Origin of the sequence: Dietzia natronolimnaea, assembly GCF_002289575.1 — a bacterium.
GTDB lineage: Bacteria > Actinomycetota > Actinomycetes > Mycobacteriales > Mycobacteriaceae > Dietzia > Dietzia natronolimnaea_A.
The window spans coordinates 155,185-170,694 of record NZ_NTGA01000013.1 but is presented as its reverse complement, the minus strand read 5'-3'; the positions used below and the strand labels follow the sequence as shown (position 1 = coordinate 170,694).

The window sequence follows — 15,510 nt, the reverse complement described above, 5'->3', positions numbered from 1 at the left end:
GGGCGGACGTGAGGACACCGTGACCATGACGTCATACCGGGTAGCGCCGGGGAAACAGGGCGTGCATAACGTCTGTCCGCAGGGACACCGAGGGGGTGTCCACGTAACGGAGAGGGGGTCGACCTCATGTCGCGCTCACACGTCATTGAGAACTGGGATCCGGAGGACGACGCGCAGTGGGAGTCGGGCGGCAGGAAGACCGCCATGCGCAACCTCTACTGGTCGGTGTTCGCCGAGCACGTCGGGTTCTCGGTGTGGACCCTGTTCGCCGTCATGGTGTTGTTCATGCCCCAGGACGTCTACGGACTGGACGCACCCGACAAATTCCTGGTCTCCGCGGTGGTCACACTGACCGGTGCCTTCCTGCGCATCCCGTACACGCTGGCCACGGCGACCTTCGGCGGCCGCAACTGGACCATGTTCTCGGCTTTCGTCCTGCTCATCCCGGCGGTCGGGATGTTGTGGATCATGGCGAACCCGGGCCAACCGCTGTGGATGTACCTCGTGGTCGGCGCGGTGGCCGGGCTCGGTGGCGCCAACTTCGCGTCGTCCATGACCAACATCAACGCCTTCTTCCCCCAGCGGGAGAAGGGATGGGCGCTCGGGCTCAACGCGGGCGGGGGCAACCTGGGCGTGGCCACGATCCAGATCGTGGGGCTCATCGTGATCGCCCTCGCGGGCAACCGGTCACCCCACTGGGTGATCGGGGTCTACATCGTCCTCCTGGTCATCGCGGGGATCGGCGCGGCCCTGAAGATGGACAACCTCGCCCACCAGACCGTGGACGTACAGAGCATGAAGGACATGACCCGCGACAAGGACGGGTGGGTCCTGTCGCTGCTGTACATCGGCACGTTCGGGTCGTTCATCGGGTTCGCCTTCGCGTTCGGGCAGATGCTCACCATGACCTTCACCGGCAACGGCCAGGATCCCGCCCAGGCGGCGCTGCACGCTGCTCAGATCACCTTCCTGGGTCCGCTTCTGGGCTCGCTGACCCGCATGGCCGGCGGTCGGCTCTCCGACCGATTCGGCGGCGCGCGGGTGACCTTCGCGGTCTTCTGCGGCATGGCGGTCACCACGGTGGCACTCGTGGTGACCTCGAACATCCAGGCCTCGAACGACGGTCGCCTCTCGGGGGGCGCGCTCGTGTTGTTCTTCGCGGCCTTCCTCACGCTCTTCGGGCTCACCGGGGTCGGTAACGCCTCGGTGTACAAGATGATCCCGTCGGTCTTCGAGGCCCGCAGCCACACGCTCGGACTCGACGAGGCCGCACGGACCTCGTGGTCGCGGGCTCATGCGGGAGCACTCATCGGGGTCGCCGGCGCGGTCGGGGCGTTCGGTGGGTTCCTCATCAACATGACCCTGCGCACCTCCTACCAGTCCTCGGGGGCGGCCACCTCGGCGTTCGTCGTGTTCATGGTCTTCTACGTGGTGGCCGCGATCATCACGCGCGTGGTGTACATGCGGGCCTCGGCCGGCGTCGACTCCGTCGCCGCGGCACCCACCCGCTCGCGGGTCCCCGTGGGCGCCGAGGCCTGACAGGGCACCGCGGACAAAGCACCGCGGACAGAGCACGGCTGAGCGAGACGAAGAGGACACATGGTGCACGCGCTGACGACGACCGGCCCCCCGACACACACCCACTGCCCGTATTGCGCGCTCCAGTGCGCGATGTCGGTGACCCCGTCCGCGGACGGCGGGCAGGCGACGATCACCCCGGAGCAGTTCCCCACCAACCAGGGCGGGTTGTGCCGGAAGGGCTGGACGTCGGCAGCGTTGCTCGACCACCCGGAGCGGATCACCACGCCGCTGATCCGGGTGGACGGGCACCTGCGTCCGACCGACTGGGACACCGCGCTGACCCGGGTCACCGACGGCATCCGGCGGGCGCAGGCCTCGGGGGGACCCGACGCGGTGGCCGTGTTCGGTGGGGGAGGCCTCACCAACGAGAAGGCCTACACGCTGGGCAAGTTCACCCGCCTCGCGCTGGGGAGCAGGCTGGTGGACTACAACGGGCGGTGGTGCATGTCGAGCGCGGCCGCCGGGGCCAACCGGAGTTTCGGTCTGGACCGGGGGTTGCCGTTCCCCGTGACCGACCTCGACGAGGCCCGGGCGGTGCTGCTGATCGGCGCGAACCCCGCCGACACCATGCCCCCGTTCGTCCAGCACCTGGACACCGCCGCCTCGGCCGGCGGCATGGTGGTGGCGGACCCGCGCCTCAGCGCGACCGCGCACCGTGCCGTCGACGGCGGCGGGATCCATCTGAGGCTGCGGCCGGGCACGGATTCGGCGCTGGCCCTGGGGCTGCTGCACGTGGCCGTGGTGGGTGGGCACCTTGACGTCGACTACGTCGCCGCCCGTACGTCGGGTTTCGACGACGCGTGGGCGATCGCGGCGGACTGGATGCCCGATCGAACCGAACGTGTCACCGGGGTCTCGGCCGACCAGCTCGACCGCACGGTGGAGCTGCTGGCGAACTCCCGGGACGCGGGCACCGGCGCCTACGTCCTCACCGCCCGGGGCGCCGAGCAGCACTCCCGGGGGACCGACACCGTCGGCGCCGTGATCGCCCTCGCCCTGGCACTGGGCCTACCGGGCCGGCCGGGTACGGGTTACGGCACCCTTACCGGGCAGGGGAACGGCCAGGGAGGCAGGGAACACGGGCAGAAGGCCGATCAGCTTCCCGGATATCGGATGATCACGGATCCGGCCGCCCGCGCGCATGTCGCTGGGGTCTGGGGCGTGGAGCCCGAGGAGATCCCCGGCCCCGGGCTCTCGGCGTTCGAGCTCCTGGACGCGCTCGGACAACCCGGTGGGCCCACGGCGATGCTGCTCCACGCGTCGAACCCCGTGGTCTCCGCCCCCGACGCCGACCGGGTCACGGGTCGCCTCCGCGCGTTGGACACCCTCGTCGTGGCCGACTTCGTCCTCTCCGAGACCGCCGAACTCGCCGACGTCGTGTTGCCGGTCCCGCAGTGGGCGGAGGAGGAGGGCACCTTGACCAACCTCGAGGGCCGGGTGCTGCGTCGTCGCCGCTCGGTCACTCCCCCCGAAGGCGCCCGCGACGAGCTGTGGATCTGGAACGAACTCGCGCGGCGGCTCGGACGACGACCGGATCGCTACCCCACCGACCCGCGGGTGGTCTTCGACGAGTTGGCGCGCGCCTCCGCCGGGGGCAAGGCGGACTACTCCGGCATGGACTGGGACCGGCTCGACGCGGGGGAGGCGCTGTTCTGGCCGTGCGGTGCCGACTCCCCGGCCGGGACGCCGCGCATGTTCCTCGACCGCTTCGCCACCGAGGACGGCCGCGCCCGTTTCGCCGTCGCCGCAGTGGACCGGCCCGCGGAGGACACCTGCCCGGACTACCCGCTGCTGGGCACCACGGGACGCGTGCTCTCCCACTACCAGTCCGGCGCCCAGACGCGGCGGGTTCCGGAGCTGGCCTCCGCCGAACCCGACATGTGGGTCCAGGTGCACCCGGTGGTGGCACGCGCCGCCGGGATCGACGACGGCGGACGCGCCCGCGTGGTGTCCCGCCGCGGCGCCGTCGAGGCGCTCGTGCGATGCGACGAGGACATGCGGACCGACACCCTGTTCCTGCCGTTCCACTTCGCCGGGGCCGCCCGAGCGAACCTGGTGACCCTGCCGGAGCTCGATCCCTACAGTCGCATGCCGCAGTTCAAGGCGTGTGCCGTCCGGCTGGAGGCCGCGTGATGCGGGTGGTGGTGGTGGGAGCCGGGATGTCCGGTGCCCGGCTCGCCGAGGAGCTGCGGCGCGCCGAGCCGGATCCCGAGACACTGTCGGTGACCGTCCTCGGAGACGAACCCGAGGCGCCGTACAACCGGATCATGCTCTCGCACGTGGTGGCCGGCGGAATGGGCGACCCGGGAACCACCCGGCTCAAGCCCTCCGGATGGTGGGAGCGTAACCACATAGGAGTGCGCACGGCCGCCTCGGTGCAGGGCGTGGACAGGGCGGCCCGGGAGGTGGAACTCGCCGACGGTGAGCGCGTCCCCTACGACCACCTGGTGCTCGCGACCGGATCCGAGCCCACGATCCCGCCGATCGAGGGGGTCCGCGGCCCGGACGGTTCCCTCGCCCCGGGGGTGTTCCCGCTCCGCGACGCCTCGGACTGCCGCGGGCTCACCGCCCATCTCGAGGAGCACCCCGGGCGGGTCGCCCTGGTGGGCGGCGGTTTCATCGGGCTCGAGGTGGCCTGCGCACTGGCGCGGTCGGGCCGCGACGTCGTCGTCGTCCACCCCCGGGCCTGGCCGATGGACTCCCACCTCGACTCCGGCGGCGGGCGCGTGCTCATCCGCGCACTGGACGAGCTCGGGGTCCGCGTGGTGACCGGTGCGCGGGCCGCGCGGTGGGACGGTTCGGCGCTGGGGCTCGATGACGGGACCGAGATCGACTGCCGGACCGTCGTCCTGTCGGCCGGGACCAGACCGCGCACCCGGCTGGCCGCGGCCGCCGGACTCGAGGTGGGCCGGGGGATCGTCGTCGACGACACGATGCGCACCGGCGACCCGGACATCAGCGCGATCGGCGACTGCGCCGAGCACCGCGGGTGCGTGACCGGGCTGGTCGGTCCGGCCTGGGATCAGGCGGGAGTGGTCGCCGCACGGATCACGGGAGCGACCCCGGCCGCGCTGTACACCGGCGGCGTCGCGGTGACCAGGCTGAAGGCGTTCGGGGTGGACGTGGTCTCGCTCGGGGATCTCGCCGAGGACATCCATGACACCGCCGTGGAGGTGACCGTGGTCTGCGAGCCCTCCCGTGGCCGGTACGCGCGGGTGGACGTGGTGGACGGCCGGGTCGCCGGCGCCGTGCTCGTGGGCCATCCCGAGCCCGTCGGGTTCCTCACCCAGCTCTACGAACACGCGCTGCCCGTCCCCGACGACGTGCTCTCTGTCGTGCTCGGCCGGGCCGACGCATCGACCACCGACACACCGTCCACGATGCCGGCCGCGGCCGTGGTCTGCCGGTGCAACGGGGTGAGCAAGGCCGACCTCGTCCACGCGTGGTCCGAGGGGCACCGGGACGTGGCGGCGATCGCCTCCCACACCCGCGCCGGGACCGGGTGCGGGGGGTGCTCCGCCGCCGTGGACGGCATCTGCGGGTGGCTGCGGGACTGCGCGTGACGAACCACCTCCCCGGGGACCCGGGACGGGCGACCTCGCGAGTGAAGCGCGCCGGGCACCGACGAAACACGGACGACACAGGACTGAGGCAGGATGGACATCGTGACGACCAACGACGACTTACCACTGCTGGGCCGTACGGTCGCGGTGACGGCTGCGCGCCGGGCGTCGGAACAGCAGGTCCTCCTCGAACGCCGGGGTGCGACGGTCCTGCACGCGCCGGCGATCCGGATGATCCCCGTGGCCGAGGACGAGCTCGTCCGCTCCGCCACCGCCCGGGTGCTCGCCGCGCCCGCCGATCTCATGGTCCTCACCACGGCGACCGGTGTCCGGTGGTGGACGCAGGTCTGTGAGGAGTGGGGGTACTCGACGGACCTGCACGCCCTGATGGACCGGGTGCCGCTGTACTCACGCGGACCCAAGGTCACCGGCGCACTCCGCGCGGCCGGCCTGCGCGAGCACGCGTCGGCGGCGAGCGAGGCGACGCCCGAACTCCTGGAGATGCTGCTGGAGCGTGGGGTCGACGGCCTCACCGTGGCCGTGCAGCTGCAGGGGGCGAGCTCGGACTGGAACCCCATGGCCCCGCTGGTGGAGGGACTCCGCGCGGCGGGAGCCGAGGTGATCGTGGTGCCCATCTACCGCTGGGAGCTCCCCGAGGACCTGGAGGCCTTCGACGACCTCGTCCGGACCGTCGCCCGGGCGGGAGTCGACGGGGTGACGTTCACCGCCGCCCCGGCCGTGGTGTCGATGCTCGAGCGGGCCGACCTGATGGGGATCCACGACGACGTGCTGGACGCCCTGTCCGGCCCGGTCGCCGCCCTCTGCGTGGGGCCGGTGACCGCCGAACCGCTCGTCGACCTGGGGGTGCCCGTGTCGATGCCGGACCGGATGCGGCTCGGCGCGCTCATGCGACACGTCACCGACGAGTTGGTCGCCCGGTCCCGGACCGTGACGGTGGAGGGGCACGACCTCACCGTGTGCGCGGCCGGGGTCCTGATGGACGGACAGCCCATCGAACTCTCGCCGGCGCCGCTGGCGTTGTTGCAGGCGATGGCGGAACGGCCGGGCAAGTGCCTGAGCCGGGAGGAACTCCTCGCCGTACTGCCCGGCGACGGTGCCGACCCCCACGCCGTGGAGACGGCGATGGGGCGCCTGCGCAGAGCGCTCGGGGTCCCGGGCCTCGTGACCACCGTGGTCAAACGCGGGTACCGGCTCTCGGTCTAGAGTCGGCGCTCGGTCTGGGGCGCGCCAGGTGTACTCGGCTAGGTGTACTGACCACGGAGGTTGTGTCTCCGGTCGGCATGGCGAGATGAAATGAGGAAGACCTCCGTGTGAGGTGTGGAAGCGACCAAGCACCCACATCCACAACGGAGGTCTTCGTGTCCCACGCTAACGCGACCTTGACGCCGACCGGAAGCCTGCGCCTGGCTCGGTGTGTCGTCGAGGGCGGCTGGACGCCCGCCCGAGCCGCCGAACGGTTCGGCGTTTCGGTCACCACGGCCCGCCGCTGGGCCGGTCGGTACCGCGAAAACGGCAGGGCGGGCATGATTGACCGCTCCAGCCGGCCCCACTCCTGCCCCCATCGCACGCCCCGACGCCGCGAACGGCGGGTGGTGGGCCTGCGGGTCTCACGCCGGTGGGGGCCGGCCCGGATCGCCTACCACCTGGGCATACACCCCTCGACGGTCCACAAGATCCTGTCCCGCTACGGGTGCGTGCGCCTGGCGACCACCGACCCGGCCACCGGAGCCCCGACCCGCGCCACAAGACGCCGCCCGACCCGGTACGAACATCCTGCTCCGGGCGACCTGGTGCACGTGGACATCAAGAAGCTCGGCCGCATCCCCGACGGCGGCGGGCACAAGGTCCACGGCCGAGCGAAGGGTAGGCGCAACAGCAAACGCGGGACCGGCTACTGGTACGTCCACAATGCCGTCGACGACCATTCCCGCCTGGCCTACAGCGAGCTGCTCAGCGATGAGCGCAAGGAGACCGCCGCGGCGTTCTGGCGCCGGGCCTACGCCTTCTTCGCCGATGCTGGGATCACCGTGCGTCGGGTGCTGACCGACAACGGTTCCTGCTACCGCTCCCGCGCCTTCGCCGACGCCCTCGGCCCCGACATCAAGCACAAACGCACGCGGCCGTACCGGCCGCAAACCAACGGCAAAGTCGAACGCTACAACCGGATCCTGCTCGAGGAATGGGCCTACGCCCGCCCCTATACCAGCGAGCGGGAGCGCCAGGCCCTGCTACCGCAGTTCCTGCACTACTACAATCACCACCGCGGCCACACCGCACTCGAAGGTGCCTCACCCGCCGACCGCGTACCTAACCTGCGTGGACAGAACAGCTAGGCGGCGGCCCGACTCGTCTGGTGCCGGATCGCGGGCTGCGTCGAGACCAGAACCGTGCCGTCGACGACCCTGGCCGGGAAGACGGACAGTCCGTACGCCTTGTCGTCGATCCCACGTCCGTCGTCCAGGGCGTACGCCTGCTTGCCGATGGGGGAGATGGCCACGGGGACGCCCCCACGGTCGCCGACGAGACCGCGGCTCATCACGGCGGCCCGGGCGATCGGGTCGATGTTGCACAGGGCGTGGACGCTCCCGTCGTCCAGGAGGTAGACGGCGATCTGCCGGCCGTCGGGCAGTAGGGCGGCGACGCCCCGACCCGGGATGAGTCGATCGAGGGGGCAGACCACGATCTCGGTCGGGGAGAGGGTGGCGGTCATGATGGTGTCCTTTCTGGGTGTGCTGCTGGGAGTGCTGCCGAATGGTCAGGCCCGTGCGGGCATCGCGGGGGAGCCGAGGAGAACGGGGACCTTGCGGCCGTCCTGCTCCTCGAACTCGACGGTGGGGTCCGGGGACTCGGGGGCGTTGACGAAGGACACGAAACGCGCGAGCTTGTCCGGGTCGTCCAGGACGGCGGACCACTCGTCCACGTAGCCCGCCACATGCGCTTCCATGCGGCCCTCGAGCTCCGCCCCCAGGCCGAGCGAGTCGTTGCACACGACCTCGCGGAGATGGTCGATCCCGCCGTCCATCGACTCGAGCCAGGGCGCCATCCGCTGCAACCGCTCGGCGGTCCGGACGTAGAACATCACCGTCCGGTCGATGTAGCGGATCAGCTCCTCGTCGGTCAGGTCCCCCACGAGGAGCTGCGCGTGCCGGGGCGTCGCGCCCCCGTTACCGCCGACGTAGAGGTTCCAGCCGGTCTCCGTGGCAATCACGCCGACGTCCTTGCCGCGGGCCTCCGCGCACTCGCGGGCACAGCCCGAGACCGCCATCTTGATCTTGTGGGGGGCGCGCAGCCCGCGGTAGCGGTTCTCCATCGTCACCGCCATCCCGACGGAGTCCTGCTGTCCGTAGCGGCACCAGGAGGTGCCGACGCAGCTCTTGACGGTGCGCAACGACTTGCCGTACGCGTGCCCCGACTCCATCCCCGCGTCGACGAGCCGCTTCCAGATCACGGGCAGTTCCTCGACGCGCGCACCGAACATGTCGATGCGCTGACCGCCGGTGACCTTGACGTACAGGTCGTGGTCGCGGGCGATCTCCCCGATCACGATGAGTTGCTCCGCGGACACCTCACCCCCCGGCATGCGGGGCACCACCGAGTACGTGCCGTTCTTCTGGATGTTGGCGAGGAAGTGGTCGTTGGTGTCCTGCAGGGCGGCCTGCTCGCCGTCGAGGACGTGGTCGGAACTCGTGGAGGCGAGGATCGAGGCGACGGTGGGCTTGCAGATGTCACAGCCGGCCCCGTGGCCGAAGCGCTCGATGAGACCGGAGAAGGTCCGGATGCCGGTGACCGTGACGATCTCGAAGAGTTCAGAGCGGGACTGTTCGAAGTGCTCGCACAGCGCCGTCGACTGCTCGACCCCCTCCGCCTCGAGGACCTGCTTGAGCAGGGGGATACACGATCCGCACGACGTACCGGCCCGGGTGCAGGACTTGAGGTCGGCCACGTCGCAGGCGCCGCCGCAGATCGCCTCGCGCACATCGCCCTTGGTCACGGCGTTGCACGAGCAGATCTGCGCCTCGTCCGGGAGCGCCTCCACACCGACCCCGGACCCGGCATCGGTGGACCGTGAGATGAGTGAGATCGGGTCGTCGGAGGGCAGGGCGCGGCCGACGAGTGGCTTGAGCAGCGAATACGGCCCGGAATCACCGACGAACACACCGCCCAGGAGGGTCGTGGCGTCGTCGCTCATGACAAGTTTGGAGTAGGTTCCCGCGACGGGGTCGTTGACCACCACCTCGAGGCAGCCGGGCGTGACGCCGTGCGCGTCGCCGAAACTCGCCATGTCCACCCCGAGGAGCTTGAGCTTGGTGGACAGGTCGGCCCCGGTGAACTCACCCTCTCCGCTGAGGATCGTGGACGCGGCGACCTCGGCGGAGGTGTATCCGGGGCCGACGAGTCCGTAGCAGGTGCCGTCGATGGCGGCGCACTCGCCGATCGCGTAGATGTTCGGGTCGGAGGTCCGGCACCCGAGGTCGGTGAGGATGCCGCCCCTCTCGGCGGTGTCCAGCCCGGACAGCCTCGCGAGCTCGTCCCGCGGTCGAACACCCGCCGAGAACACCACGAACGCCGCGTCGACGACCGTGGTGACGCCCTCGTCGTCGGTCAGCCGGACGGATACGCCGTCTGCCGTCTCGGTGATCTCCGTTCCGGTGATCGAGAGGTGGATCTCGATCCCGAGGTCACGGATGAGCGAGGCCAGAACATGCCCGCCCCCGGCGTCGACCTGCAGCGGCATGAGCCGGTCGTTGCGCTCCACCACGTGTGGCGTGAGCCCGAGCAGGCTCACCGCGTTGGCGGCCTCGAGCCCGAGCAGACCGCCGCCGATCACCACCCCGTGGGAGCCGGCCCCGGCGCGGTCGGCGGCCGCGCGGATCCCGTCGAGATCGTCGAGGGTGCGGTAGACGTGGCACCCCGGCAGGTCGTGGCCGGGTACGGGCGGGACGAACGCCCGCGACCCCGTCGCGAGGACCAGTGTGTCGTAGGCGATCCGCTCACCCGAGGTCAGTTCGACCTCCCGGGCCTCGCGGTCGATCGAGGTGACCAGCTGGCCTGATCGCACGGTCACCCGGGGGTCGGCCGTGTGCCGCGCGTCCTCGAGGTGCAGCGACTCGCGGTCCCACTCACCGACGTAGGTGGACAGGCCCACGCGGTCGTACGCCGGGTCCGACTCCTCGCCGATCACCGTCACGGTGAGATCAGCGGTGGCCCACCGGGATGCGAGGGTGGAGACGAACCGATGGGCGACCATTCCGTGCCCGACGACGACGATGTGCTCGGTCATGTGAGGACCTCCTTCTAGCCTGTGCCGACCAGGCTAGAAACCGCGTGTTGCCGTGGAATGGCGGCGGATCACGGCGCCGTGACGACTTGCTCACAGGTCACGGGGCGCCGGGTGAGGACCCGGCGGGGTGGCGGGAGGAGGGGCCCGCAGGGGGAGTCCGGGTCAGTCCAGTGGGAGGAGGTTGGTGGGGGTCTGGGACACCTCGTCGACCCGATCGAGCTTCTGGCGCAGGGACTCCCACTCGCCGGCGGGGATCTCCCTCGTCAGTCGTCGCAGGACGGCGGCATCCGGGGTGGCCCAGGAGACGGGCATGGGAGAGATGAACTGATACAGGTTGTCGGCTCCGCGGGCGCTGCGGTTGCCCACCACCGCGACGCATGGGACCCGCTCGCCCACGCGGGCGTCGTGACCCGGGATCTTCTCGCAACTGCGGACCGCCAGGGCGGGCAGCGTGCCGGCGGACCGGTCGACGGCGCGGTCGACCAGGGCCAACAGCGTCACTCCGCGCGGCCGGACCTCGGCGACGATCGCCGGAACCAGCTCCGAGGTGGCGTAGGTGTGCGCCATCGACCCCATCTTGCGGGGGATGTACCAGATCATCGCCAGGCACCCGATCGCGAAGACCCCGGCCACGGTGGCGACGATCCACCCCCACGCGGCCAGCTCGGAGTACAGGAGCATCCCGGCCCCGGCGGCGAGGACGACCACGCCGAGGACGCCCGCCGACCACTGCAGGCGACGCACCTCGGCCAGGCTCTCGTTGTTCTTGCGGACCCAGGCGTCGTCGACGGGGAAGTCGGCGAGGCGGTACTGCTCGTGCGGCGTGCGGGAGGTGCGGTCTGAGGCCATGGGTCCAGTATCCCAGGCGTCGCGGGGCCGGTGCGACGACCAGGGTGGCCCGTGCGCCCTCAGCCGACCTCGGGCAGGTCCGGGCCGAGCAGGTCGTCGGCGTCGACGATCCGGTACGCGTATCCCTGTTCGGCGAGGAAGCGCTGGCGGTGGGCCGCGTACTCGGCGTCGAGGGTGTCCCGGGAGACCACCGAGTAGAAGTGGGCCTGCCCGCCGTCCTGCTTGGGACGGAGGAGTCGTCCGAGCCGCTGCGCCTCCTCCTGACGGGAGCCGAAGGTCCCGGAGACCTGGACCGCCACGCTCGCCTCGGGCAGGTCGATGGAGAAGTTCGCGACCTTGGACACCACGAGGGTGGAGATCTCCCCGGAGCGGAAGGCGTCGAACAGTGCCTCCCGCTCCTTGGTGGGCGTGGAACCCTGGATGACCGGTGCGTCGAGTTCGCCCCCGAGCTGCTCCAACTGGTCTAGGTAGGCGCCGATCACCAGGGTCGGCGCGCCCGCGTGCCGGGCGAGGATGCTCTTGACCACCGCGGTCTTGGTCCGCGCGGTCGAGCACAGTTTGTACTTGTCCTCCGCCTCGGCGGTGGCGTACATCATGCGTTCGTTCTCGGTGAGGGTCACGCGCACCTCCACACAGTCGGCCGGGGCGATCCACCCCTGTGCCTCGATGTCCTTCCAGGGGGCGTCGTATCGCTTGGGGCCGATGAGGGAGAACACGTCCCCTTCCCGTCCGTCCTCGCGCACCAGGGTGGCGGTGAGCCCGAGTCGGCGACGCGACTGCAGGTCCGCGGTCATCCGGAAGACCGGTGCCGGGAGCAGGTGCACCTCGTCGTAGATCATCAGCCCCCAGTCGCGGGAATCGAACAGTTCGAGCGCCCGGTGCACGCCCTTGGTCTTGCGGGTGACGACCTGGTAGGTGGCGATGGTGACCGGGCGGATCTCCTTGCGCTCGCCCGAGTACTCGCCGATCTCGTCCTCCGTGAGGGTGGTGCGGGCCAGTAGTTCGCGTTTCCACTGCCGCCCGGCGACGGTGTTGGTCACGAGGATGAGCGTCGTGGCCTTGGCGCGGGCCATCGCCGCGGCACCGACCATGGTCTTGCCGGCGCCACAGGGCAGCACGACGACGCCGGACCCGCCGGCCCAGAAGGAGTCAGCCGCCATCTGCTGGTAGTCGCGCAGCTCCCAGGGCTCGGACTCGGTGGACAGGGCGATCTCGTGCGCCTCGCCGTCGACGTACCCGGCCAGGTCCTCGGCAGGCCACCCGACCTTGAGCAACTCCTGCTTGAGGCGGCCACGCTCGGAGGGGTGGACGATCACGGTGTCCGCGTCTATCTCAGCGCCGAGCATCGGGGCGATCTTCTTGTGCCGTCTGACCTCGGCGAGCACGGCGGCGTCCAGCGAGATCAACGTCAGGCCGTGGACCGGGCTCTTGACCAGTTGGAGCCGGCCGTAGCGGGCCATCGTGTCCGCGATGTCGACCAGCAGCGGCTGGGGGACGGGGAAACGGGAGAAGGTGACCAGCACGTCGACGACCTGCTCGGCGTCGTGACCGGCGGCCCGCGCGTTCCACAGGGCGAGCGGCGTGATCCGGTAGGTGTGCACGTGCTCGGGCGCGCGCTCGAGTTCGGCGAACGGTGCCAGGGCCTGCCGGGCGTCGCCCGCCTGGTCGTGGTCGATCTCCAGCAGCACGGTCTTGTCCGACTGGACGATCAGCGGTCCACCACTCACGTCGGTTCTCCTCGGTTGTCGCGGGCCCGACCGGGCCCGACCCTCCAGTGTCCCGGAATCCTGCTCAGCGTGTCGGGTCGACGTCGGAGACGGAGATCACGCGGTGCAACGGCAGGCTCACGGCCTCGGCGGAGTCGGGCTCGACCCCCTCGATCCGTCCCCCCGCGACGGAGACCGGGACGACCAGCCGGGAGGTCGAACGCCCCTGCGCGTCGACCACCGAGACCGTCACCGCGGTGCCCGACCCGGCGGCCTCGTGCAGGCGGGCGATGGCGGCCTCACCGGAGTACCCGCCCCCCGAGGGGCCACGGGCCGCGCGGACGCGGTCGGCCGAGCGCATCGCCGTGATCGCCGTACGGAGCTCCGAGGGGGTGGCGACACGCGTCGGGACGCGGGGAGCCCGACCGGGGGAGGCGGCGCGGACGCGGGCCACCGGACGGGTGAGGGCGACGACGGCCCCGGACGTGTCCTCGACGACCGGGGCGAATCCGTGCTCCCGGAGCGCCTCGACGAGATCCAACGGACGGGCCTGGGAGATGAGGACGGTCGGGGCGACCGATCGCAATGCGCACCTCTCCACCACCGGCGAGCTCAGGACCTGCGCCACCAGCGACGGGTCGTCACATCGCAGGAACGACAGCGCGGCCCCCGCCCGGAGCCGGCCGTGTCTGCGCGCCACGTCCTCGATGAGGTAGTCCAGGGACTGCGGGACCGGGGTGACGGAGGTCCGCGCGAGTAGCTCCCTGATCCCGGCGGCGGTCCGTCCCGAGTCCAACGCCCGACGCAGTGACGTCTCGGTCACCCGGTAGGTGGTGGCGGCCCCCGCGGACTCGACGTCGGCGAGCAGGTCGAAGTCCGCCGCGAGCTCCGGCACGAGCGGCCCGGGGGCGAGGATGGTGAGGTCAGCCTGGACGATCACCTCCGAGACGGGCTCGGGGAGCGCCGCTGTCAGGATCGGCTCCAGGTCCTCGACCGGGGGGGCCGGGGCGGCGGGGCGCCCGGAGACCAGGAGTCTGGCCGCGCGGGTGGCGGTCGTGCCCACGACGAGTCCGAGCCGTCTCGCCTCCGCGACGATCTCCGTGCAGGGCCGTGCTCCGGCCCGCGAGAACCACATCGGTGAGAACCAGCGCACCACCTCCGGCACCAGGTCGTCACCTGGTGCGGCCCCGGGCTCGAGCCCGGACAGTGCGCGCAGGACCCGGTCGCGCTCGCCCGCCGCGGGTGGGCCCACCGGATCGCCGAGGGCGGGGACCGTGCCGCCGCCCTCGATCTCGGAACCGACCCGCCACGGTGCTCGCGGCATCGACCACCAGGCCAGGACGAGGTCAGCCCAGCGCCGCGCGCGGCCGCGTCCGGACCACACGTCCGCGGCCTCGGTGGGTGCCCACACCGAGTCGAACCCGGTCTCGCCGACATCGGTGTCGCCGACGGCGATCAGTCCCGCGGCGGCGAGGACCTCGAGCAACAGGGGGAGCTCTGCTTCGCCCACCCCGGCGGCCCGGGCGATCCGGCGCAGTTCCCGGACTCCCACCCCGCCGGCCTTGAGGGTCGCGGCCGGGTGGAGGGACAGCGTCGCGATGAGCGCGTCGCAGCGGTGGAGGAGGTCGAGGGCGGCCACGCCCCCGGACGCGTCGATGCCGTCGGCGGACGACGTCCCGGCTGTGGGCCCGGTGCCCGCGGAACCCCGGTTCCCCGTGCCCGACTCCGACCACCAGGGCAGGTCGAGAAGAGTCGAGCCGCTCGCCCGGGCTCCGTGTCTGGCCCGGTCCAGGGCGTGGGCACGGGGGACGACCACCTCGCCGTCGGCGGTGCCGGTGACCGAGGCCAGGCCGGCCTCGACCAGCTCCGCGGCCGCTGCCCGGACCGTCTCCGACGCGGCGGGCCCGAGGGAACCCGCGGGCGTGCGGCCGCGGGCGACCGCTGTGAGGACACCCAGCGCCCGTTCGGACAGACCGTTCCACGCGGCGTCGAGCCGGGCCCCGACGGGCTCCCCGGGATGAGGGGCCGTCACCGGCGCGGCGTCGACCGCCGCGCCGGTGACGGGGACGATCCGGGCGTAAGCGGGGTCGCCCCACACCAGCGCGAGCTCACGGAGGGTATCCACGGCCGCGCGGAATGCCGCGTCGTCGTGGTCGACACCGAGACGCTCCAAGAGTGCACCGACCGGCACCGGGCCGGAGTCGGCACCGAGCGCGGCGGCCGTGGACAGCACGAGCAGTTCCGGCCAGGTGAGGGTGCCGAGCGCGCGGGCGGTCGACGCGGGCAACCTCAGCCGGGAGGCGAGAACGCCCAGTGACGCCGGGGGAGGGGTGGCCACGTCCGCGCGTCCCTCGCACAGTCGCACCAGGGTCTCGTCGGACAGTCCGGCCAGCCAGGCGGGGAAATCGGGTTCCCCACTGGTGGGGTGCCGGGGCGTGGTGCGGGAGGTCGACATATCCGCACCAGCCTAGTGAGATGCGGCCGTCGGCGGGAACCGGTGGCGGCGGTG

General features: G+C 71.6%; 10 protein-coding genes. 5 read left to right on the top strand and 5 right to left on the bottom strand.

Annotated features, from left to right (window positions below; translation table 11 throughout):
• Positions 1 to 126 precede the first annotated feature (126 nt).
• The 5 genes from CEY15_RS07555 to CEY15_RS07535 all read left to right on the top strand — a co-directional run bounded on the left by CEY15_RS07555 (position 127) and on the right by CEY15_RS07535 (position 7,498).
• A complete protein-coding gene (locus tag CEY15_RS07555; RefSeq protein ID WP_017836321.1) occupies positions 127 to 1,539 on the top strand; it encodes a nitrate/nitrite transporter in 1,413 nt (470 codons plus the stop codon).
• Between the two features lie 60 nt (positions 1,540 to 1,599).
• On the top strand, positions 1,600 to 3,714 hold the full coding sequence (locus CEY15_RS07550; protein WP_095717910.1) for a molybdopterin oxidoreductase family protein: 2,115 nt from the start codon (positions 1,600 to 1,602) through the stop codon (positions 3,712 to 3,714).
• On the top strand, positions 3,714 to 5,144 hold the full coding sequence (locus CEY15_RS07545; protein WP_095717909.1) for an FAD-dependent oxidoreductase: 1,431 nt from the start codon (positions 3,714 to 3,716) through the stop codon (positions 5,142 to 5,144). The genes CEY15_RS07550 and CEY15_RS07545 overlap by 1 nt, the downstream gene beginning before the upstream one ends.
• 93 nt (positions 5,145 to 5,237) lie before the next feature.
• Entirely contained in the window at positions 5,238 to 6,368 is a 1,131-nt protein-coding gene (locus CEY15_RS07540; protein ID WP_017836324.1) for a uroporphyrinogen-III synthase, read from the top strand.
• A gap of 155 nt (positions 6,369 to 6,523) precedes the next feature.
• Positions 6,524 to 7,498 carry an IS481 family transposase gene (locus CEY15_RS07535; protein WP_095717908.1) on the top strand — a complete coding sequence of 325 codons (975 nt, stop codon included), beginning with the start codon at positions 6,524 to 6,526 and terminating at the stop codon, positions 7,496 to 7,498.
• Here CEY15_RS07535 and nirD read toward each other — a convergent pair.
• The 5 genes from nirD to CEY15_RS07510 all read right to left on the bottom strand — a co-directional run bounded on the left by nirD (position 7,495) and on the right by CEY15_RS07510 (position 15,456).
• Entirely contained in the window at positions 7,495 to 7,875 is a 381-nt protein-coding gene (gene nirD, locus CEY15_RS07530; protein ID WP_095717907.1) for a nitrite reductase small subunit NirD, read from the bottom strand. The genes CEY15_RS07535 and nirD overlap by 4 nt on opposite strands.
• A 45-nt stretch (positions 7,876 to 7,920) precedes the next feature.
• On the bottom strand, positions 7,921 to 10,446 hold the full coding sequence (nirB, locus tag CEY15_RS07525) for a nitrite reductase large subunit NirB (RefSeq protein ID WP_095717906.1): 2,526 nt from the start codon (positions 10,444 to 10,446) through the stop codon (positions 7,921 to 7,923).
• 162 nt (positions 10,447 to 10,608) lie between these two features.
• A complete protein-coding gene (locus CEY15_RS07520; protein WP_095717905.1) occupies positions 10,609 to 11,295 on the bottom strand; it encodes a DUF3239 domain-containing protein in 687 nt (228 codons plus the stop codon).
• Between the two features lie 59 nt (positions 11,296 to 11,354).
• A complete protein-coding gene (locus CEY15_RS07515) occupies positions 11,355 to 13,022 on the bottom strand; it encodes a DNA repair helicase XPB (protein WP_095717904.1) in 1,668 nt (555 codons plus the stop codon).
• Between the two features lie 64 nt (positions 13,023 to 13,086).
• The gene (locus CEY15_RS07510; protein WP_095717903.1) at positions 13,087 to 15,456 is read right to left on the bottom strand and encodes a helicase-associated domain-containing protein; all 2,370 of its coding nucleotides are present in this window, start codon (positions 15,454 to 15,456) and stop codon (positions 13,087 to 13,089) included.
• Positions 15,457 to 15,510 lie beyond the last annotated feature (54 nt).